Here is a 23,005-nt window from a genome sequence, read left to right as displayed (position 1 = left end):
CCTTCCATCTCACATGGTTTTAAAAGCATCATCCCAAATGTCCGATTCATCTACACCTAAAGCACGGGCAACCAAGTTTCTCGTGTATGCATGGGGCTTGTTTATTTTGCCGTTGCGCAGCTTGGAGAGTGTCGTTTTGGAAATACCGGTCATGCGGCACAGCTCCAAAAGGGAAATCCCTCGATTCAGCATTAGCATTTGAAGCTTTAAAGCAGGACCAACGGAAGGCAGCGCTTCGTTATGTGCTTCAAGGAGTATAAAAGCAAAATGTCGGAAAGTCCCGTCCGCCTTATAGAAAGGACAAATGAGTGCTTTTCGCCGCCGTCTCACATTTCTCACCAGGGTAGAAAATATAAATTCCTTTACATTTCCTTCCTTGGCGCATTCTCGGAACTTTTTACGAATCATCATGATGTCTTCCGATGCCGTAAAATGAACAATGGAGCGTTCCTCAAAATTCTCCATAGAAAGTTCCGTTCCGGGAACATATTGCGTAATCCGATCCACCGTCAATTGCTCGCTTATCAATCCTGATCCGATAATTTGCGGTAAGCGCAGGTGAGATTCAATCCACTTCCGCTCGGATATATCCCGTATAATACACAATAGAAACGAATCAGACCTTCCTGGTACCAAGCTCATGCTCATTTCGACAGAAATCACTGTCCGATTTTTTCTTACCAGAACCGTTTCTGTCAAAACCGTTTTATGCTTGTGTACCCTCTCCTCTTTCTTGACCATTTCGCGTTCATACTCCGGCGCATACATTTCTCTAGGATGAAAACCGAACAGTTCGTATATCGAGTCGTAGCCTAACATAGCAAGGAACGATTCGTTAGCCGCCGCGAATTGCGACGTCTTGCCGTCCTTCAGGCCGATAAGTACCATTGCGTCCGGAGCGTATTGAAAGATCGCTTCTATAATTCACCCTCCCCCATTCCATAATCTGTTGCCCACATTGTAACAAAGCTATAAATTCATAAGCTATTGTTAAATGATACCAGTCAGGTGAAGTAGAATGACGATAGAACAAAAGGATATGCAATCAGTATAGGGGTTCATTTTGCCGCTTTACAAACGGTTACAGTATAATAACAATGCCCTGAAAGCTTATGTTTTCGAGTCCGATTTTCATTTTTCGACATATTCCGCATTAAACTTTAATAGATTAAACTTTTAAAGTTGTATTTTGTGTTTAACCCTCTTTTTTGGGAACTAATTCCTAGGTTGAAGGGTCTTATTTATTGAGGTGATGGATATTGGAGCGGCACTACTTGGAATTTCTCGTCCCAGGGTATGATCGTGATGCCGTACTGCGTGATCTAATGCAAGGTTACGGGGAAGACGTATGGAATTTTGCTTATTTTCTTACACGCCAGTCACATGCAGCTGATGACATCTCGCAGGATGTATTTTTATCCGTTTATGATAGGCTGTATTCATTTCGCGGGGAATGCAGCGTGAAAAGCTGGCTGTTAACCATCACACGCAATAAATCTCTCCATTTTTTAAAAAGCGCCTTTATTCGAAAGGTAACACTATGGGATACGATGAAGCTCCGCAAAGAAACCGCCCCTTCGGCAGAACAGGTTGTATTTGACAAATTGGAATCCAAAGAGCTATGGAACCTTGTTATGGAGCTGCCGCGCAAATTTAGAGAGGCAATCATTCTCGACTATCATTATGGCCTGAGCATCAAAGAAATGGCGGTATTACTGAATATTTCGGAAGGAACCGTCAAGTCGCGGATCTACCGGGCCAAACGCAAAATTTCGGATATGCTCGCAAAAACAACGGAAGGTGAGGAGGTCTAGACGATGGATCAGAAAAAGCCGAAATGGGCGGAACAGATAGGCAGCTCTCCGTTTTCCACACAACATTTCACTTCCGAACTGCAAAAAAAGATCATACAGAAGACGACAGTGGCCCGCGTACAAAATCGGATTTCATTCATTATAACCGTGGGAGCTGCCTCTGCCTTAATCTGCGTCATTGCGGGCTTGCTTGTTCTCGGTGATACGAAAGGGTCCTTCACTCAACTGGCGTCTTTGTTAAGTAAAGCATCATGGCAGAACCCCATGCGCCAAGCTTATTATGATCATGGTAAGCTGCTGCTGGAGGTCTTCCCGGACCCTGGGCTGCAAGCGGGCAAGTCCTACGGTTATTTATGGTCCTTTAAGGCGCCATTTGACGAGCTGAAAGGAAAGAAGCTATCTATTAAGGCAGAGCATATTCATTCTGAACAAAAGCTTGTTGCGGTAACTCCCGTCGAAATAACTCAGCCTAGCAGTGGATATAAGGGATTGGAGAGGTATACCGCAGCCTTCGGGCTGCCATTAAGCGGTTTATGGCGTTACACCGCAGAGCTGGACGGCAAGGCTTACGGTGATGTGGTCTTATCCGTGCAGGAACCGTCGTGGGACCTCACTCCGCAGTTCAAGTCCGGGAATTACGCCTTGCGGGGAATTGAACACAAGATCGGATTTATCGATGCCGGATTTATTGCAGGGGTGCAGCAAAAATATATGTGGCATCTTTGGGAAAACGGACAGCCGCTGGAAGGCAGATTTTCAGTCAAAGCTGTCAAGCAGGGGGATGAGCGTATCATCGATGTTTTCTCCACTGAAGCTTTGGGCGGAGCCATTAACGGTGCTGACCGGACCGTTGTCACAATGATGTCGCTGCCAGAGCCGGGTCTATGGCGGCTGCTTCCTTATGTAGGCGACCAAATGCTCGATTCCATTGTCGTTCGTGTGAAATGACTTGAAGCAACAAGATATAAACAAAAGAAAAAGCAAGCGGTCTCGTTCCTCATACAGCAGGAATAGCGCTTGCTTTAATCGCTAGGGTTAGCGAGGTTTATGTCCAGCCCCAGAAGAAGCCATCTCTATCCCATGCCGCTTTCCCGCCGTGCAGCTTCTTAAATATTTTTTTGACTTCTTTATCGATCGAACGATTCCCGTTTTCATTGACATAAATATACGCCTCGCCGTAATGCTTAGCAATGTAATCTACAGCGTCCTGCTGGCGTAATATACCGGCAAAACGCACTTCTTTCACCATCCATTCGGCAATTTCATTAGCCGTCTGATTCATATGGAATTCCCCTCGCTATAAAATGATGTGTTCCTCATTGTATCATAAGCGGTTTCGATTTACACAACGATAAGCATAACGCAAATAACCGGCCGCACAGCAGCAGCCGGTTATTTGCGTTATCCATGAATGTTTGTCAGCACATAAGTATCCTCAGGCTGGGTGGTAATGAACGGGCTCAGCTCCCCGAGCGCATAAATATGCAGCAGGTGCATCGCGCGAGTACATGCCGTATAGAACAGCTTACGCTCGTTCTCACGAGAGTACTGCTCCTTCGAGCCGTCATAAATTAAGACGGCATCGAACTCAACGCCCTTAGCCAGGTAAGCGGGAAGCACAAGGATCCCCTTAGCAAACTCAGGCGTATGCTTCGTTATTAGCTGCAGCGGTAGCCGCTCCTGCAATGCATCGTAGGCTTCCGCGCTCTCCCCCGCCGTCTTGCAAATGATTGCAATCGAATCGAAGCCCTCTGCTCGCAGCGCTTCAATGTCGGCTGCGATTTTGTCGTGCATGGCGCTTAGATCTGCTGCCGCTAGCACTTGCGGCTTATCGCCTTCGCGGTTGAACGGGATGATCTCTTCGCCTCCAGGCACCATACCGCGGGAAAACTCAACGATTTCCCGAGTGGACCGGTAACTGCGAGTCAGTCGGATCAGCTCGGTCTGATCCGGGCCATACAGCGCCGTGATCGGATCGAGCTCACCGAGCGCTGAAGCGTGAGCGTAGATCGCCTGATTCATATCGCCTAGCGCAGTCATACGAGAGCGAGGGAACAGCCGCTTCAGAAATTCAAGCTGAAACGGAGAATAGTCCTGTGCTTCGTCTACAATAACGTGACGAACCGAAGTGTTCGTCTGGAAGCCCAGCATCAGCTCATTCAAATACAAGAGCGGCGTCGCATCCTCGTAAGCGATGTCTCCCTGCTCCATTCGCGTTACCGTCTGCTTGCATATATCCGGCCACAGCTCCGGCATACCAGCCTCTTCCGAGGCTTGCGAGAAGAGCCCATCATTCTCGAACAGCTGGCGATAAATCGCTGTTACATGGACGAACCGCAGCCGTTTGATCCGACTGCGAACCGGCTTCAGCTGTTCCGTGACGATCATCCGGGCGAGTAGGTCCTTCTCCACCTCGTAATCATCGAACGTTTCTTCCCGCTCCTTTTGCTTACGGCGCATTTGGTTGTAAGCACGCTGATAATCCTCAGGCTCAAGCAGGTTGATCCGATCCTCTACCCACTCCTCCTGCCGTTCCTTCTTCTCGAACTCTCTCACTTCCCCGAGCAGCCAGTCTCTGAGTAAGATGAGCCGATTCGGCAGCCTTATCGAACGATCAAACTCATAGAACCGTTCTTTAATCCGTTCTGCGGAGATAATATTTTTCCCTTGAAACTTAACTGGCTTAAAGACCATCCCTTCCTGCTCCAGCACTTCTTTGTAATGGGAAATGACCGCCAAAAAATCGACAGAGGATTTGTAGCGAATCCCCTCTATTCTCGCCTCATACCCTGGATCGGATGCTGACGAAAGCACATATTCCAGCTGTGCAAACGGGTCCTCAAGGTTATAATATTTGCCAAGACGATGCTCCAAATATTGCTGGAACGTCGTTTGCTGCATATTCTCTTCTCCCAGCTCGGGAAGCACCGTGGAAACGTAGCTGTTAAACATCGGGTTAGGAGAGAACAGCACCATTTGGTCCGCTTGCAGCGTCTCCCTATGCTTATAGAGCAAGTATGCGACCCGCTGCAGCGCGGCGGACGTTTTTCCGCTGCCTGCCGCCCCTTGCACGATCAGCATCCGGCTGCGGTCATTACGGATGATCCGGTTTTGCTCCTTCTGAATCGTCGCCACAATACTTTTCATCTGAGCATCCGAGCTGCGGCTCAGCACCTGCTTCAGGAGCTCGTCACCGATCGTGACGCCTGTATCGAACATAAGCTTGATTTGCCCGTCACGAATGACATATTGGCGTTTCAGCTCCATCGTCCCGGTCACTTCTCCTCCGGGCGTCTCGTACGAGGCGGGACCCGGCGGATAATCATAATACAAGCTCGATACTGGAGCGCGCCAATCATACACCAGGAACGTATTGTCATCCTCATCGGAAAAAGACGCTATCCCCAAATAAATCTTATCCGCTCCACTTGCACCATCCTCTTTGAAGTCAATCCGCCCAAAATAAGGCGTCTTAACCAAACGGGTCAGCTTGCCAAGAGCCACGGAAGCTTGACGGTGCCTGCGCTCCCGATCATTGAGTATTTCAACCTGCTGTTTTAAGCTGAAGTAGGTTTCTGTCAAATCCTCCATTGTACTTAAGTTCACGGTCACTTCATCCCAAAAATGCTTGCGGATATCGACAACATCGGTCTTAACATCTCCGACCTCCACCGCCAACCCTTCAATACGCTTGCTAATCTTCCCCGTAACCGAATCCACTCGCTGCTGCTCTTCGCGCCAATCGATTTCTGTCATACTCAAAAAAATCGCCTCTTTTCGAATGGAATGTTAGAACAAAAAATAGGTTTGACATTGCTTGAACAGGATGCTATAATGATATTAATAAATGTTAATATGCAATATTTTTATTTACAAATACAAAAAACGACCGATTTCCATTGTAGCACTTCTCCTTTTTTAAATCAATATCAGACAAGCCTAACACAACGTCGGAAGACGTTTTTTTTATTTCATAGTGTTTTTAATAGGATTTTTAGTTAAAAAACCGTTATGCTCTCCCCCGTCTAAGGGCAAAGTGCATAACGGTTTTAGTTTTTGCTTTAAATGCTACGTGTAAGGACTAGCCTTCTCTTCATTCAATATCCATATGGCTAGTTTTGAAAAGGAACCCCATAACGGCGCCAAGGCTTATGGGCTCCGAAATAATTGCACAGGCTCCGCACTGCTTCTACAGGTGCAACCGTAAAGGACGGTGAATCTTCACCCTCGTACAGCACAACTTCCTCATCCTGCTTCAGCTCCAGCTCGATAAGCCCGCTCCCCAGCCGCTTCATTGGCACGGTACGTTCCCCGCTGACTCGCACATTTGCCGTATCCGACCAATCCGTTTGCAGCCTGCATGGCTCTCCTGCTAAGCTTTTCACACGGATAAACGCCGTCTTGCCCGCTTTTCGCTGAGCGCTGATGAGAAACGCCCCTTCCGCCCGCAGGTTGTGGAAGCTAACGTCTTCCCAAGTGGACGGTAGTGCAGGGAATACGCGGATTTTATCCCCCCAGCTTTGCAGCAGCAGATCCTGAATCGATTCTGCGCAAGCCAGCGGAGATTCCATTACCGGCCCCGCTTCCCTGTACATCGTATTCGGCTTGATCAAATGCATGAAGCTGTGGATGTATTGAAGCGCCTCATCGCCCTCCCCTATCGCCGCCGCGATAGAAGCAGCTCCTGTGAACGTGAAGCCGCGCATATCACCCTCCATCCCGGTCCAATAGCGAAGCGACTTATGAATCAGCTCCCGCTCCTCTTCCTGCTCCCCCGTCATTTGATGCAGCGGAAATACCGCCAACAAATGACTAAAGTGCCGATGGCCGAACTCGATCGGAGCATTACGACCAAGCATGAATCCATTCTCATCCACTGGATATGGCGTCAGATTATCCAACACATACGTCCAACGCTCGGCTGTCGGATCATGGAGCTCCAACCTGTCGTTGATACCGAGCAGCGTCTCGCAGCCCCAACGGATCAAGGATAGATCATAATGACAGTCGGGAACGGTCATTTTTTTGAAGGAGCCGTATTCCGGCGACACGGTCGGCGGCAGGTGCAGCTTACCGTCTTCCCCCTGCTCCAAGATGTGAATGAAATATTGCACACCGCGCTTTAACAACGGCAGCAAGCCGTTTATCAGCATCGACTTATCCATGGAGTGTCGGTATTGACGCCAATAATTATGACAAATCCAGAGCAGGTTGCCCGTCTCGTCAACTACCTTGCTTTTCAAATCATAGCTGCAGCTGCGGCCTAAGCCTGCCGAATCATGGCGATACGCTTCCGGAACATTTGCAATCAGATTATCGAAGTTGGCGTCAAGCGCTCGAATTAGCGATTCCCCGATGTCCAATCGGTTGGAGGTGTACACCGGCGAATAGCTCATTTGAACGTTCATATTAAACCATACACCCGGCCAAGGTGTAGGCGTCATCCAAGGCCCTTGATTGTCGATGATCCAATGCTCTTTACGGGTCGCCGAAGCCAGCTTGTACATTTGAATCCAATAAAAGCCTTCCAGCAAAGTATCCGGAATCGAAATGAAGCTTTGCGGATAATACGCATGCCACCAGCTCCGGTGCGCCAGCACTTCCTGCTCCAAATCAGCCTGAGCCGTCTCGCGTACAAGAGCTATAGCGTCTGCCCTGACTTCTTCGCTTACACCATTTTGAATCGTTAAATAACAAACCCGGTGGCCTTCTGCTGCATCTTGCTCCTGCCATGCCGTTGTACAGCCATCCCCTAACGGGTACTGCTGAACACCCACGTTGACCTCTTGCTCTGTGTAGCGGCTCACTTTGATTTCAGGAATATATTGATTCAGATTGGGCCCGTCCGCATTCTTCAGCACATGCGAGACCTCAGGCTCGGCATACCACTGCAGCTTCGCTCCGCGTTCCCCTTCCGATGTCTCCAGCTCAATCACCATAACCATTTTCTCGCTATGGACGAATGCCCGCAGGCCAATCTCACCAACCGTAGTTACAACACGTGCTTTAATCTCAGCGTTCCACAGATCGACCTTGATCTCCGTCGGCTGATACACCCATCCTACGCATTCCAAATCGATCTCACCGATCGGAATTCGCGGACTGTAACCACTCGTGCGTGCAGCCGTCACATCCGTACGTCCAAGCACGAATCGCAGCACATTCCTTTTGTCACGATGCTCTTCACCGAACATCATGGCTCCCATTAAGCCATTCCCAATGAATGCGCCTTCATTCCATGACATCGGACGCGTCTTCCATGTCATATCATGCCGGGATAAAAACTCACTCCAATCGAGGTTGACCTCTAGCCGGCTTGATTTCTCCTCTTCCACTCTCATACGGTACTCCTCCTAATTGCTGTTCTTCTTAATAGACTGCTCCGCTGCCTCTTTAGCCGTACGAAGTAATGTGTTGATATCTGTATTGCCAGTCGTTAAAGCATCAAAGGCTTTATCGATTTCTTTGGAAACGAACGCATCGTTCTCATTGATTTGGCGCATCGGAGCCGCCTTCAGTTTAAATATAGCCGAGGTGTTCTTTCCTTTCAATATGTTCACTTTCTCACCGAACACCTTTTGCAGCTCCGGATCCTGAATCGCAGGCAGCTTGCCGTTCTTACTCAGCTCTAGCTGCGTCTCCTTGGAGGTCAACTGCATCAGCACCTGAAACGCAGCCTCTTTATGCTTGCTGGTCGATGAAATCGCAATATTGTGCGAGTCAATTCCATGACCGACATCTGGTTTATCCTTCATAACAGGGAAGGTGGCCATATCCCAATTCATCGGCTTGCCTTCACGTTCCAATTGCTCGAGATTTTGCGTATTGTCGTAAGTTAAATAGGTTGCCAGCGTTCTTTCTTTCATGAAAAGATCGCGATAATTTTTCATAAATTGATTGCCTGGAATCGAATAAAAGTCCAGCATCATCCTAAAGGCCTTTACCCACCCGTCGGAAGTCACCGCCACCTGCTTGGTAGAAGGATCGATATAATCGAGTGACATCGGTGCCCCGCCTTTCAGCGCATAAGGATTGACACCTGAATACTGCACACCGTCCACGACTCTTGTCAGCTTGCGGCTTAAATCCAGATACTCATCCCAGGTCATCCCGTCCTTTGGATAGGGGATGCCGAATTTATCGAAAATATCCTTATTGTAATACGTTACTGCATAATTAGTGGAAAAAGGAAGCGCATACAGTTTGTCGCTGCTGCCACCTGCCTTGCGAATAGCATCCAATGCTTCCTTATTGAAAGGATCTAATGCAAAGTTATTTTTCTTTGCTAGAGCATTCAGGTCCTCAACAACCTCCAGTTTTCGCATATCGGTAACATACGGCGTGCTGAGAAAGATGAGATCCGGCACATTGTCGGCTGCAATTAAGTCTTCTATGGATGAACCTTTGGCGTTATTGACGATTTCAATCGTAATGTTCGGATACTTTTTCTGTACGGGCTCTATGATGTATTTTTTTATGCTGTCCTCCGGATAAGCAATTCGCATGAACAGCTTTAACGTAACCGGTTCATTGCTGACCACGACCTTGCCTGTGCCCTCCTCTTTAGGTGAAGAGCTTCCTCCTGCATTGCAGCCCGCCATCAGGACAAGCACCATAGCTGTAATCCACATTCTGGATTGATTCAACATCTACAAATCCCTCCATCTATATATTCTGTATCTGCTTCGCCATGCGAAAGTAAAGCAAGCCCCCTTGAAACGGGGGACTTGCCTCGACTATAAATCCACATCGCTAACAATCTAAACAACTTTAACCTTTAATAGCGCCAACTAATGCGCCCTTAACGAAATATTTTTGCAGGAACGGATACACCAGCAGGATAGGAATCGTTGCTACGACGATCGTCGCATGCTTCAGCGTCTCCGATAGCATCGCAATATCGCTTGCACTCGATCCCGTCGCCATATTGCTCGCTTCATTTTGCAGCAAAATCTCTCTTAGAATCAGCTGCAACGGATATAATGAACGGTCTCTCAAGAAAATCATCGCATTAAACCAGGAGTTCCAGTGGCTTACTCCGTAGTACAATAGCATCACGGCAATAACCGGCATGGATAGAGGCAGAATGATCCGGAATAAGATGACGAATTCGTTCGCTCCATCCATTTTGGCCGACTCCTCCAAGCTATCCGGGATAGCTTCAAAGGAGGTTTTCATAATGATTAAATTAAAGGTGCTGATCGCTTGCGGAATAATCAAGGACCATAACGTATTCGTAATGCCCAATCCCTTGACCGTTAAATAGAATGGGATGAGTCCACCATTAAAAAACATCGTAAACACGATAAATAACATGATCGGCTTACGGAACTTCAAGCATTTGCGCGACAGTGCGTAAGCCCCAAGTGAAGTGAAAAAGATGTTAAAGGCCAAGCCGACAATGACAACGAACAACGTGTTCCCATAGCCTTTTAGAATCATCGGGTTATCAAATACCATCTTATAGGCATCCAAATTAAACCCAAGCGGTTTCAGCAGAAATCCTCTGTGGGCCATATATTCGCCAGGGTCGCTTAACGAAGCGAAAATGACGTAGATTAACGGATAAATCGTTGCTATCATCAACAAGGTAAGGAAAGCAGCGTTACTCCACTCAAAGGCGATTTCACCTAACTTTTTTCGATATGGCATGTTCAAGCCCTCCCCTTACCATAAGCTCGTCTCGTTTAGCTTGCGGCTTAACCAGTTCGAAAAAATGACCAATGTGAAATTAATAACCGAGTTAAACAAACCGACAGCGGAGCTGAAGCTGTAGTTCATTTCCTGCAGACCGATACGGTACACATAAGATCCGATAACATCGGCGGTTTCGTAGGTCGACGGATTATAGAGCAAAATAATTTTTTCCGAGCCTACGTTCATGAGCCTTCCAATATCCAGAATAATAAGGATCACGATCGTCGGCATGATGCCTGGTAGCGTAATATGCAGCATTTGCTTCCATCTGCCCGCGCCGTCAATCTTAGCAGCCTCATACTGCTCAGGATCGATCCCTGTCAGTGCAGCTAAATAAATAATCGTTCCCCAGCCGATGTGCTGCCAGACCCCGGATGAAATGAACAGCGTCCGGAAATATTCAGGCTCCAGCAAGAGCGAGATTCTCTCCCCTCCGAAATAGGCGATCACATCGTTGACGATTCCCGTGCTGGAAGTAAATTCCTTGATCATCCCGCATACGACGACCAGCGATATAAAATGCGGCATATACGTAACGGTTTGCACCGTTCTTTTAAACAAGGAGGAACGGATTTCATTCAGCAGCAGCGCTAATATGATCGGTGCCGGAAATCCGAATAACAGCTCGTATAAGCTGATAAGGATCGTATTTTTTAATACCCGCCAAAAGTAAAGCCCTCCGAAAAAGCTTTGAAAGTGCTCCAGTCCTACCCATGGGCTGCCCCAAATGCCGAGCCGCGGCGAATAATCCTTGAATGCAATAATAGCGCCATACATAGGAACATAATGAAATATGGCAAAGAACAAAACAACCGGTACTAGCATTAAGTAAAGCAGTTTATTTTTGCGAATATCCCCAAGCCATTCTACAGCTAAGTTCCTTTTTGCCGCGTAGGGAACTATGTTAGGTTTGGTGACTGTTTTGGTGCTCATCCTCATTCCCTCTCTCTGGTTGTAGTTAGAAGAGAATCGGCAGTCAGGACTGCCAGATTCCCCTCCATCAGCATACAAAATTAACGTTTGTTATAACGATCGAGTGCATCTTGATATATTTTGACCGCACGCTCAATGCCAAGCTTCTTGATCTGAGCCACATACGTATCGTAATTATCGAGCGGTTCTTTACCGACTACGAATTTCACGAACATTTCTTCTTTATAGTTGGTTACGTCATTAATGATTTTGCCGAGCTCCTTGCTCTCCTCGATAGTCGGAGTCAGGAATAACGGAATCGTGTGCTTCTCCGCATCCGTAGCTCCCCAAATTGCCGGAGCATCGTCCTGCTGCTTATAAGAATTCCAGCTTCTACGTTCGTCCGCTTCATAAGGACCATTCGGCTTCGTATACTGCGCAATCATTTGCTGCAGGTTGTACTTATCGTTCTTCACAATTTTATCCGTATATTTAGGAATGCCTTTATCCATCGTATAGCTGTCGCCTTCGATACCGAAGTTAAAGAGCAGCCCGCCTTTTTCGCTGTAAGCGTAATCGAGCCACTTGGCAACCAATTCTGGATTTTTGGCGCCAGTAGTGATTGCTTTGCTCGCTCCAGGACTGTATTTGAAATCACGATGCCCGGTGAACGGCGTCTCGCCCTTTTTAAGCGAAGGATAGGGTGCAGCTACCAGATTGTATTTAGGGTCCTTCCCTTTCATCGTATCCAACCATTTACCCAAGCCGCCGCTTTGCAGACCGACCGTTGCTCCGGTTTGTCCGCTTAGCATTTTGGTATCCAGCGCTTTGCCATCCGTTAACGCAAAATCCTTATCAAACAGCCCTTCCGCATACCATTTACGCAGCAATGCCAAAGCATCCTTGTACTGAGGATCGATAGGACCGAATTTCACTTTGCCCTGATCGTCCAAGTAGAACGTGTTGGATGTTTTGTAGGCGCCGATGAAAGCATCACGCATTTCCAGATTGCCGTTCACATACGTGACGGATAAAGGAGCGGTAGCACCCTTCTTCTCTTTGAATGCTTTCAGTACTGTTTCCCACTCATCTACGGTCGTCGGCATTTGAAGTCCAAGATCATCGAGCCAGTCTTTACGGATAATCGGACCGCGGAATACAAGACCGGAAGGATTACGAATCATGGGGAACACATAATATTTCCCGCTGTCCGTCTTGATCATTTTGTCGAGCTCTTTGTCCGCCTGCAGCTTCTTCTTCAGGTTCGGCGCATACTTATCGATAATATCGTTCAATGGAACGATAACCTTGTCAGCAATAGCTTTCTCAGGACCACCAGGATACGAGCCTGCGCTGCGTCCGGTCCAGTCATACTCCACCGTATCGGGCAGTTCATTCGATGCAATCATCAGATTGAATTGTTCTTTAGTTTGATTGTCGGACGGGTGAATATATTTCACCTTTACCCCTGTTTCCTTCTCCAACTGCTTGCCGAAAGGCAGATCAGTCAAATTGGGTGCGAAGGTGGTGGCGTTATTATTCAGACTCTCCCAAGAGGTAAGTCCCTCGGTCGTCTGCAGCGGGTACGTACTACCTAAGCCAGCTTGCCCTTTCGCCGGGTCCTTTCCTCCGCTTCCGTTACCGCTATCCGTTGGCGACTTACTGCAACCTGCAAGAACTAAACCACCGGCTAAACTTATGGCAAGTCCGACACCTACAACTTTTTTTACTGATTGATGTTTATGGCTCATTTAAATCCCCCTGTTCCTACTTTTCGCGTTATCCATTCTCGATATCAATGAAACTTATGGAGTGCACTCATGGCCTCATTATGATACGACCTCGGTCCTATGCCTATCTTTAAAAAGTGAAATCGTCGATAAAATCGATACTTCCCTATCGGTACTTTAGCTATTGCTCTGCAATTGTTAGAAAATGTCGTGTTTTGTAAGTAAGCTGCTGCCAAATCTATAGGAACTGTTCTGCAGAGCAGTGAGATTTCGAGAAACCCATGATACTTCAGATGCATGCGTGGTACTCCGGTAGGGTATCCCATTCCATTTTTTGCTATCATTGAAGGAATGGGCTTCTCGACAGACTCCTGTTCTAAAGAACAGCTTGTATTCTAAGGTTATGAAAAAGGGAAGGAAGCCCCTCCCCTGGTTCAAATTAGCGCTATGATGTTACCGGACCTACATCTGCGGTAGTCAAAGGTTTACGAATATTGGAGCTGGTTGCATAATATTCATCTGCTCCGATGTCACTGATGCCCGAACGAGCTTCACCGTCCATATCTTCAGTTACATAAGAGAACGTTCCACCGGATGCGTTGATTGCCTGCGTACTTGCCGATGAGAGCTTTTTCAGCATAAGCGGGCTTGCGGACGTCCCCTCGTTTACATCGACCATGCTTGGATCCGCATTTTTCACCTGAGCGTTGGTCGCATTAAAGTTGCTCGCGTTTTGACCGAAGCCGATATTGTTCGTGAATACAGTGTTAGTAGCCGTTCCTACGTTGTACATAGGCGTACTATTAATGCCGACCATGAGATTGTTAGCTATTTTTACGTCTTGAGGAGCGTAGTTCGGCGTTCTTGTTTTCATCCCGACATTAATGCCGCTGGTACTGTTGACAATCGTGTTATTGACGATTTCAGCTCGGTACACTTTCCAATGTTTGGCCAAATCATCTTTGGTTGGATTGGTGCTGTAGCCGTCAGAGCCTCCATCATAATCACCACTATCGACATTGATGGCATCCATAGTCAGACCCGACATATAGTTGTTATAAATTTTGTGGTCGTTTCCGTAAATGCGGAAGCCGCCCACCTTGGCTTTCACACCGTCACCAAAAATGAAATTGCCGTAATAGCTGTTCGAATGACCATGACGAGCCGTCATTTGCCCTCGTGAGTTTTTAACGGTATTGTATCTGACCGTGTTATGACTGCTCTTGACTGAGATTACTTCATCGTCATTATCGGTATTTTCGAATAAATTGTACTGCACGGTAGCGAAGCCATCCGACATGGACATCCCGGATAAACCGACGCGAATATTTTCGCCGCCGTTGTCCGTAATATAACTCCAGTCATGGAAGTAGTTATACTCAATCGTATCGTATTGGGAGACTTGAGTACCGGCTCCATCGACGGAAATCATCTGCCCAATCCCGTTACGGGGTCCAAATTCATTATGATCTATCTGGTTATGATGGCTGTTAGCCCCGGTAAGCTCCACCCATTTGACTAACGTGTTGGGGTCGCTTTGCTGCAGCTTGAAGAAGTTATTCGTAAGGCGGATATTATTACTTGCATTCAAAGATATGCCTGGAGTCAATGCAGTACTTGTAAGCTTCAACCCTTTAAATACAATATAAGAGGATGTATTGACACGGAAGCTGCCGGAAATGATGGCTTGGCCTTGATTAGCAGCACGGATCGTTATAGGTTGGCTGCTGGTGCCGTTTTTACTTGAAATAACGAATCGTCCGGCTACAACAGGACTCTCTGAATTACTGGAATTGTAATACGTGCCGTTCGCCAAAACAATCTCCGTTCCGGCAGTCGCATTGTTTAATGCCGTCACCAATTGGGCAGAAGTCGAAACATTCACAACATTCGAGCTGGAAGCAGCTTCCCCGTAAATTTCAACCTCCGTATAGCTGTTCCACGCACTGACCGAATTCATATGGCCCATAATGCGTACATAACGAGCAGAGCCTACATCTGGAAAATCGAAGGTCTGCAGGCTGTTGTTCAGGGCACTCGTTACGTTAGACATAGCCGACGTGAACGTCGTTCCGTCCGTTGATGTTTTGATATCGAAATTAAAGGTGCGCGTATCCCCGCTTTGGAAGGCGATTTTGACATACGCGACCTTTTTATTGGAGCCTAAGTCGTATTGAATCCATTGATTATCTCCGCTTGCCGACCAGCGTGTAGCCAGGTTGCCGTCAACTGTATTGGCAGGCACATTGCCATCATCCGCACTAGCGCTCACGGCAGAAGCCGCAATCGAGAATTTGGCATCAGCGGCATAGCCCATTCCAGGAACTAACGCTGTGAGCAGCAGCAAGCATAAGCAGAGTGACCACATTCTTCTTTTCATCATTAAGTAAGCACCGTCCTTTGTAGTCATTTTTTATAATTTCAGAATCAGAAATGCGAAAAAGGAAGCGTTATCAAAATATCGACTGCTTCTTCTTCTTCATGCCATCCCTCCTTACGTCTCGATAGAATTGAGTGCGCACTCAATTAATATGAACACCCGTTAGCGGGTCAAAGTAAATCTCGAAAATGTAAAATGATCATTAAAAAACAAACTTGACCGCCTTAAAATTAAAAAAGCGTACCAACATACAACAGAGCCGCAAAAGCATAGCTTTTGAACGGCTCTGTAGAAAATAACGGGGTGAAATTTTTTACATCGGAGGGGTTTTCGTGAACTTGCCGGGCGTAATGCCCTCGAACTTTTTGAAAATACGCAAAAACGTATTGACGTCACTGTAACCAACCTTGCCAGCTACCTCGTTAACCGTATACTTTTGCTCAATCAGCAGCTTCTTAGCCTCTTCCAAGCGGGTTTTGTTAATGAAATCAAGCAGCGCTTCGCCTGTATACTCCTTAAACAGACGTGAAACATAAGAAGGAGTCAGATCGAACGCGCCTCCAATCATCGATATGTTCAAGCTCTCCTCATTGAAGTGCTCCTTCACATACGCCTGGATTTGCTCTACAAAATGCTTGTGATGATTTTTCTTTTCCTCGTTGATGTACTCACACACCTGCAGCAGCACGTCGTTAATATGAATTTTCATTTCCTTAATGGTTTTGCAGCTCATCAATCGGTCAATGGAGTCAGCTTGATCGAAAAATTCCTTCCGGCTGCTCGCATTCACTTCGTCAATCGTCTTCAGCATCGTGCTGACCAAATCGAACATGAGGCACTGGGCCATGCGGACGGACATGGAAATACCGGATACATTTTTCTCGAATATTTGCTCCAAGAGCTCTTGGGCTTTATCCACGTTGCCGGTTTTAATGAAATAAATAAACTGCTGCTCCACATGCATTGGGTAATCGTAAGTACGTCTAGACCGCTCCGCATCGCTATCCTTCATCTCATCATAGGAAATGATCTCACCGCTGCCCATAACGATCCGGTACTCCATCGCTTCCATCGCCTCTTGATAAGCTTGGGCAATACCCACCAGCTCTTGCTGTACCCCACTGATCGATACCGTTAATTCGGCATGAATGTGCTCTTTAATAAAAGCTTTGGCACTGTCCGCTATCCGCTGGAGCTCCTTGCGCGAATCCTGCTGTCCTACATTTACGTTAATAATACAAGCGAGCACATCATCCATTTCAACGGTATAAGCCGGACTATCGGCCCCTGCCAGCTCCTCGATAACGTTCGTAATGACAAAATACAGTGTCTGCGCTTTATGGTCGAATCTCGGCTGCTCCGAGGAATCGTCGAACTTGCCGTAATTCTCGACATGGAACAGCAGCACGGCAAATTGATTCGATTGCAGCACAATATCGTGAGCGGCCAACGATTCATGAAGCGGTACCCCTCCGTCGATCTGTCCCTTTAACAATCTCCGCAAGAAGTGAGAACGGATTGCGTTATGATGCTGCTTGAGCCGCTGATATACCTCTTCTTTTTCCGCAAAGGTGTTATTCATAGCCGCTTGGAAAAATACATATTCGTTGGAGCCGATATCGAACGATACCCCCGCTTTTTTGGACAAGCTCTCAATTAAGGTGCGGATGGGCAAATAATTTTTCCTCAAAAATAAATACGTCACAATGCCTCCGAACAAGAAGCACAAAAACACGCTCCACAACGTCACTTTCTTCACAAAATCCATTTTTTCCGAGTAGATGTCTGCCGGAATGAGGGATACATATTTCCAACCGGTTACATCGGAAGTCGTGTACGAAAGCGCAAGCTTCCGACCATCTGCACCTTTCTCATACAATAGCCCCTTTGCCCCTGTAAGCATGTCGTACTGCAGATCCGAAGGAATGTCCTGCTCACCTACATTGGTCGCCACCACGCGATTCTGCTTGTCCATAATAAGAACGGATGCGTTTGCCTGCGGAGGAATCGTCTCCAGCAGCTTGGAATCTTTCATCACGAACATGATGACCGCGCCCGACGAATCCGGAAAGTCACCAAGTATCGTCCTGGCGTACATGACGGACTTCTCTACTCCCTTTTCGGTCCAATTGAGTACGGGAGTGTAGCCCTGGATATATTTTTGGGCAAAATAGTCCGACCATTCTTCATATTTCGTATCCTTCGTCTGCCGCAGCACCGAATATAAGGTCTCGCTGTTCATGCGGTTGTATGAAGACAGCACCGTATTGCTGTTCCTGTAGTAGACGTATAGTTGACTTATAAAATCGTTAGCCATCTTAAACACTCTGACGTCCTCCGCTATATTAAACAGCTGAAAATGATCATTGTCCGTCAGCGGTGCGCTCACATTAATAAAGCTTGTCACCTTTTTGTTGTAAGCGATTTCCAAAGTGAGCTGCTCCAGGCTCTTCAGCTTGCTATCGATAGCTTGTTCGATCTGAGTCAATAGCAGTTCATTCGATCGATTCACTTCATTCTCCACAATACGAAGTGTAGCTATATAAATGATGACACTAATAATAATGGGGACAAGCAGAACAGAAATATAAGAGATAAGCCATGTCGTCATAACACTGCGGCTTTTGAATCGGATTCTTTTCATCATGGCTAGGTACCCCCGGTGTCTCAGTAATCAATATGATCAAAAATAGGATAAACTTCACTTTATCATTATATAGAAAAAACAGCATTATCGCATTCTCTATCTTCATATAGATTCGGTCAAAATTCACGTCTGCTTTTTTTACATTCATCACATCCATTTTTCTCCGTCATTCACTGCAATTCTCTATTCATCAAACCTGCTCATGTATTGACTGCGGATTAGGAACAAGCCTATAATGTAAATTGTTAAGACATTTAAACTATTAATATATAGAAATTAAAATTCGAGAGGTGGAATTCACAATGAAATTAGAGCAAAAAATTGCAATTATAACCGGCGGGGCATCCGGCATAGGCAGAGGAATGGCTCTTGCTATGGCTAAGGAAGGAGCCTACGTAGTCATTGTGGATATTAATGATGAGAAGGGCGCGGCAACAGAGAAAGAACTGAATGAGATTAGCCGCGGCAAATTCATTAAAGCCAATATATCGGATAGAGAAGAAATTAAACGAATCGTAAACGAGACCGTTCAAACGTTCGGAAAAATAAATATATTAGTGAATAACGCTCATGCTTCCAAGCAAATACTGTTTACAGAAACGAAGCCGGAGGATTTGGCGCTTTCCTTCAACACCGGATTTTACCCAACATTCAATCTGATGCAGGAGTGCTTCCCTTATTTGAAGGAAACCAAGGGAAGTGTCATTAACTTCGCTTCCGGTGCGGGCTTAACGGGAATGGTGACACAAGCCTCTTATGCGGCAGCCAAGGAAGCCATTCGCGGACTATCTCGAGTGGTCGCTAATGAGTGGGGGCAATACCAGATCAATGTAAACCTGATTAGCCCTATCGCCCTCTCCCCTGGCGTTGAGCAATGGAAAGAACATTTTCCTGACGCATACGAAGAGACCGTTAACAAAATCCCGTTAAAACGCATGGGAGACTGCGAGCAGGATATCGGCCGCGTCGCTGTCTTCTTGGCTAGCGAGGATGCCAGCTTTATTACGGGTCAAACCATTATGGTTGACGGCGGCTCTGTTATGTTAAGATAAGGACAGGCATCCAATGCCTGACTTATACTCGACTGAGGTGGCCTTATTGCTGACTGGAAAGAAAAAAGAGCTGTCTCGTTTATATGCTCAACAAATTTCGGATTTTGTGTTTGAGTTCACTAAAATCATATGGAGCTACGATCTGACCGACTCCCAATACGCCTTGCTGCAAATAGTGAACAGGGAAGGCAAAAAGACTTGTTCCTACCTGGCTGATTCGCTCGGCGTCACTCTATCGGCAGTCACCAACCTTTCTAATAAACTGGTGAAAAAAGGATATATCGAACGCATCATTCCGGAAAACGATAGAAGAACAACTTTGCTGCAAATCACGGAATCCGGTCAAGCCATTATGCAAAAGATGATCGAACGTTACACGGAAATTTCAGAAGGCATGTGGACTGGATTTTCCGAGGAGGAAATGGAGCTGCTTATAGCAAGCTACCAGAAGATGATTGCTAATCTAGATCGAGAGAAGAAGTAGTGAATCGGTGATACAATCAAATACCCGAAAATAGTCAGCAGGGGGATGCTGTCTATCTTTCGGGTATTTTACATTAACGGAGCTTTAGCAGGATGAACAATTAGACTTCTTGCTCCTGCTTTGCTTCAGGAGAAGTATGAATAATCTCACCTGCGATAATTTGCGGATTCGCTAGCAGGTTCAAAACAGGGCATGCCCGTTCCACCGCTTCATGCAGCTCAGCGATCGTTTGATCGGATTCAGGCGATACGATATGCAGCTTGTATTGTATATTGTGCGGATAGATTGGGACATCTTCATAGCCCGGCTTGCCTGCCAGCGGATGCTGCTGCCCGGTTACTTCAACCTCCAGCGATTCCAGCTTTACTCCGCGCTCAGCCGCTTGAATCAGAGTGATGTGAGTCAAGCAGCTGCCCAATACACCCAACTGCAGCTCAGGAGAGCTGGGTCCAAGATCATACCCTGCAAAATCCGGGGGGCTGTCGCTAATGATTTGAAAATCACGGATACGGATTTCACGTACGCCGCTGCGGCCTTTAGCCCGTACTTTAGCCCCGAAGCGGTGAGGCTCTAAATTTGGATCGTTCTGCGCTTTTTCGCGTCTTGCGATGGAAGCTTCACGCTTCTCCAACAAATATTCATTTAATGTACTCATGTATAACCACTCCTCTTTTATAAGTAAGATTTAATAAAATGAAGGCTGCCAAACTACTTATCCATGTAAAATGATCCCATATCCACTGACATAACTCCTCCGCTTTACCCAGCCTCACCCCCCTCAAAACGGATCGTTTGATGATTCAGACGCTCTATGCGAATGGTGAACTCATTCTCGTCCAGAGAGTCGAGCTCCCCATGAGTAGACGAAGATTCATTCCGCTCCTCATGCCGGCCAAGTTTACTAATTTGCCAAAAGGCCGGGATCGTTGCCTGAAGCAGGGCCACGTCACTCCTGCTCAAACGAATCCCTTCCAAAGCTCCATCAACTGCACGATAATCGACTTGCTCCTTTAAACCAAAACGATAGCGTAGGTAATGAATCAGACCCCGTACAGTCAAAAATTTGAACTCGTACCCATCCAGAATGGCTTGCTCAAGCTCATGGCCGTTCTGCTCTGCATACTGTATCAAGATGTCCCAAGGCAGTTGTTCCGGCCCTAATGTCTGCAGTGCATCAATATCCTTGCGGTAAATAGCATCCAACAACTCTTCATTCGACAAGCCTCCAGCTCTCGCTATTTCCAGACGGATACCTACAGGCTGAGGCAGCCTCGCTCTCGTTACCTTAGTCATATCAACCAAACCTCCCTATCCTCCTGCTTCCCTATTGCAAGCTACACCAAATGACAAGCGACGTAATGACCTCCGCCCAAATCGCGGAATACAGGCTCCTGTTCCCGACATACCGATGCGGCAATAGGGCATCTTGTATGAAATTTGCAGCCGGACGGTGGATTCGCCGGACTCGGGATATCGCCTTTCAGCACAATTCGCTCCCTTCTTGCTTTGGGGTCCGGTATAGGGATAGCAGACAACAGCGCTTTCGTATACGGATGCTCAGGCCGGGTAAACAAGTCATCCCGGGAAGCCAACTCTACAAGCGAGCCTAAATACAGCACGCCGATCGTAGAGCATAAATGCTCTACAACGCTCAAATCATGTGAGATGAATAGATACGTCAGCTGCCTGCTTTCCTGTAGATCACGAAGCAAGTTGATAATTTGAGCCTGGATGGACACGTCCAATGCCGAGACGGGCTCATCCGCCACAATAAATTCCGGATTCAGTATAATGGCTCTCGCGATCCCAATCCGCTGCCGCTGACCACCTGAGAACTCATGTGGAAAGCGGTCGATATGATAAGGTGCCAAACCGCATAAGGACAGCACCTCCTGTACCCTCTCTCGCGCTTCCGCCTTCGTGGCAATCCCATGGTCCAGCAGCGCCTCTCCGATGGCGTCACCAATACGGATACGTGGATGAAGCGATCCATACGGGTCCTGGAACACCATTTGCATCCGCGGACGGATACGGCGCAGCTCTGAGAACGATAGTCCGAACAGATCGATGCCGTCAAACTTCACTTCGCCTTCTGTTTTGTCCGACAGGCGCAGCAGCGTCCGACCTATCGTACTTTTGCCGCTGCCTGACTCACCTACAAGACCGAAGGTTTCACCTCGTCGAATCGTCATATCGATACCGTCTACGGCTCTCACATCACCTGTTTTCCCTCCAAAAATGCCTTTGTGGATCGGGAAATACGTTTTCAGCCCTTTAACCTGAACTAACGGTTCGGACATGCGGTCTCTCCTCCTCATAAAGCCAGCATGCGATTTGATGACCTTCCTCCGCATTACGTAAAGGCGGCTGCTTCGTACGGCAAATATCCATGCAGTGCTCACATCTTTCGCTGAAATAACAATGATCCCCTAAGCCAACAGGGCTTGGCACTTGACCTGGGATCGAATACAATCGTTCCTGCCTTTGCCGGATCACTGGTCTAGACTTCAGCAAGCCTTGTGTATACGGATGCTTCGGGTGCTCGAACAGCGAGTGAACAGGAGCCTGCTCTATAACCTTGCCGCAGTACATGACGACGACATAATCGGCCATCTCCGCTACGACGCCGAGATCATGGGTGATGAGCAGAATCGACATGCCCCTCTCCTCCTTGATCTCCCGCAGCAGGTCAAGAATCTGCGCTTGTATCGTTACATCCAATGCGGTTGTAGGTTCATCAGCAATAAGGAGCTTCGGATTGCAGCAGAGCGCAATAGCGATCATGACTCGCTGAAGCATGCCCCCGCTCAGTTCATGGGGGTAGGAATCCACAATTTCCCTTGCCCGGGAAATACCAACCCGTTCAATCAGCTCTACCGCCCTAATGCGAGCTATCTTCTTACTTAAATTTAAGTGCCGGATCAAAGGCTCCATCAATTGCTCTCCAATGGTCAGCACGGGATTCAGAGAAGACATCGGTTCCTGAAAAATCATCGCCAAATCCCGACCCCTGAGCCGATGAATTTCTTTCCTTCCTGCCCTCAACAAATCCTGATCTTCAAACAAAATGCGACCGCCCCTAATTCGGCCCGGCGGCTCCTCGATCAGTCCCATCATGGACAGTGCCGTGACACTTTTACCGCATCCGGACTCTCCTACCAGTGCTACCGTCTCCCCTTCATGAATGCGGAAGCTCACTCCATTGACCGATTGGACGACGCCTTCCTCGGTGTAGAAATACGTATGCAAATCTTGAAATTGTGCCAAGGTCCTCCGGGTCAAGCTGGTT

At 47.3% G+C, this 23,005-nt stretch carries 18 protein-coding genes; 4 read left to right on the top strand and 14 right to left on the bottom strand.

The window, feature by feature from the left end; translation table 11 throughout:
* Positions 1-9: 9 nt before the first annotated feature.
* Positions 10-912, bottom strand: a complete 903-nt coding sequence (locus QMA13_RS04210; RefSeq protein ID WP_282943253.1) for a PAS domain S-box protein — start codon at positions 910-912, stop codon at positions 10-12.
* A gap of 362 nt (positions 913-1,274) precedes the next feature.
* On the opposite strand from QMA13_RS04210, the gene QMA13_RS04205 reads away from it, so the two are divergent.
* Positions 1,275-1,814, top strand: a complete 540-nt coding sequence (locus QMA13_RS04205; protein ID WP_282939721.1) for an RNA polymerase sigma factor — start codon at positions 1,275-1,277, stop codon at positions 1,812-1,814.
* Positions 1,815-1,817: 3 nt separating this feature from the next.
* Positions 1,818-2,762, top strand: a complete 945-nt coding sequence (locus tag QMA13_RS04200) for a DUF4871 domain-containing protein (RefSeq protein WP_282939719.1) — start codon at positions 1,818-1,820, stop codon at positions 2,760-2,762.
* Between the two features lie 97 nt (positions 2,763-2,859).
* On the opposite strand, the gene QMA13_RS04195 is transcribed toward QMA13_RS04200, so the two are convergent.
* The 9 genes from QMA13_RS04195 to QMA13_RS04155 form a co-directional block, all read right to left on the bottom strand.
* Complete coding sequence (locus tag QMA13_RS04195) at positions 2,860-3,096, bottom strand: DUF6953 family protein (protein ID WP_282939717.1); 237 nt, start codon at positions 3,094-3,096, stop codon at positions 2,860-2,862.
* Positions 3,097-3,215: 119 nt separating this feature from the next.
* The gene (helD, locus tag QMA13_RS04190) at positions 3,216-5,570 is read right to left on the bottom strand and encodes an RNA polymerase recycling motor HelD (RefSeq protein ID WP_282943251.1); all 2,355 of its coding nucleotides are present in this window, start codon (positions 5,568-5,570) and stop codon (positions 3,216-3,218) included.
* 356 nt (positions 5,571-5,926) lie between these two features.
* On the bottom strand, positions 5,927-8,155 hold the full coding sequence (locus QMA13_RS04185; protein ID WP_282939716.1) for a glycosyl hydrolase family 95 catalytic domain-containing protein: 2,229 nt from the start codon (positions 8,153-8,155) through the stop codon (positions 5,927-5,929).
* A 12-nt stretch (positions 8,156-8,167) separates the two neighbouring features.
* On the bottom strand, positions 8,168-9,463 hold the full coding sequence (locus QMA13_RS04180; RefSeq protein ID WP_282939715.1) for an ABC transporter substrate-binding protein: 1,296 nt from the start codon (positions 9,461-9,463) through the stop codon (positions 8,168-8,170).
* A 121-nt stretch (positions 9,464-9,584) separates the two neighbouring features.
* Positions 9,585-10,466, bottom strand: a complete 882-nt coding sequence (locus tag QMA13_RS04175; protein WP_282939713.1) for a carbohydrate ABC transporter permease — start codon at positions 10,464-10,466, stop codon at positions 9,585-9,587.
* A 15-nt stretch (positions 10,467-10,481) separates the two neighbouring features.
* Positions 10,482-11,444: an ABC transporter permease gene (locus QMA13_RS04170; protein WP_481858131.1), complete on the bottom strand. Its 963-nt coding sequence runs from the start codon at positions 11,442-11,444 to the stop codon at positions 10,482-10,484.
* An 80-nt stretch (positions 11,445-11,524) separates the two neighbouring features.
* Complete coding sequence (locus tag QMA13_RS04165) at positions 11,525-13,174, bottom strand: extracellular solute-binding protein (protein WP_282939712.1); 1,650 nt, start codon at positions 13,172-13,174, stop codon at positions 11,525-11,527.
* 424 nt (positions 13,175-13,598) lie between these two features.
* A complete protein-coding gene (locus QMA13_RS04160; protein WP_282939711.1) occupies positions 13,599-15,536 on the bottom strand; it encodes a chondroitinase-B domain-containing protein in 1,938 nt (645 codons plus the stop codon).
* Positions 15,537-15,846: 310 nt separating this feature from the next.
* On the bottom strand, positions 15,847-18,180 hold the full coding sequence (locus QMA13_RS04155) for a helix-turn-helix domain-containing protein (RefSeq protein ID WP_282939710.1): 2,334 nt from the start codon (positions 18,178-18,180) through the stop codon (positions 15,847-15,849).
* A 302-nt stretch (positions 18,181-18,482) separates the two neighbouring features.
* Between QMA13_RS04155 and QMA13_RS04150 the strand changes: the two genes are divergently transcribed.
* Together QMA13_RS04150 and QMA13_RS04145 are read left to right on the top strand one after the other, a co-directional pair.
* Entirely contained in the window at positions 18,483-19,232 is a 750-nt protein-coding gene (locus QMA13_RS04150) for an SDR family NAD(P)-dependent oxidoreductase (protein ID WP_282939708.1), read from the top strand.
* 13 nt (positions 19,233-19,245) lie between these two features.
* On the top strand, positions 19,246-19,716 hold the full coding sequence (locus tag QMA13_RS04145; RefSeq protein WP_282939707.1) for a MarR family winged helix-turn-helix transcriptional regulator: 471 nt from the start codon (positions 19,246-19,248) through the stop codon (positions 19,714-19,716).
* Positions 19,717-19,816: 100 nt separating this feature from the next.
* Here QMA13_RS04145 and QMA13_RS04140 read toward each other — a convergent pair whose 3' ends face one another.
* From QMA13_RS04140 to QMA13_RS04125, 4 genes are all read right to left on the bottom strand, one after another.
* Positions 19,817-20,371: an OsmC family protein gene (locus QMA13_RS04140; protein WP_282939705.1), complete on the bottom strand. Its 555-nt coding sequence runs from the start codon at positions 20,369-20,371 to the stop codon at positions 19,817-19,819.
* A 104-nt stretch (positions 20,372-20,475) separates the two neighbouring features.
* Positions 20,476-21,009 (bottom strand): hypothetical protein, encoded by a 534-nt coding sequence (locus QMA13_RS04135; protein WP_282939703.1) that lies wholly within the window; start codon positions 21,007-21,009, stop codon positions 20,476-20,478.
* Positions 21,010-21,050: 41 nt separating this feature from the next.
* Positions 21,051-22,016: an ABC transporter ATP-binding protein gene (locus QMA13_RS04130; RefSeq protein ID WP_282939701.1), complete on the bottom strand. Its 966-nt coding sequence runs from the start codon at positions 22,014-22,016 to the stop codon at positions 21,051-21,053.
* Positions 21,991-22,983: an ABC transporter ATP-binding protein gene (locus QMA13_RS04125; RefSeq protein ID WP_282939700.1), complete on the bottom strand. Its 993-nt coding sequence runs from the start codon at positions 22,981-22,983 to the stop codon at positions 21,991-21,993. The genes QMA13_RS04130 and QMA13_RS04125 overlap by 26 nt, the downstream gene beginning before the upstream one ends.
* Between the last annotated feature and the right edge of the window lie 22 nt (positions 22,984-23,005).

Origin of the sequence: Paenibacillus sp. RC67 (genome assembly GCF_030020805.1) — a bacterium.
In the GTDB taxonomy this organism is placed as follows: domain Bacteria; phylum Bacillota; class Bacilli; order Paenibacillales; family NBRC-103111; genus Paenibacillus_S.
The sequence above is the reverse complement of the archived record's forward strand: the minus strand, read 5'-3'. Positions and strand labels throughout refer to the sequence as shown.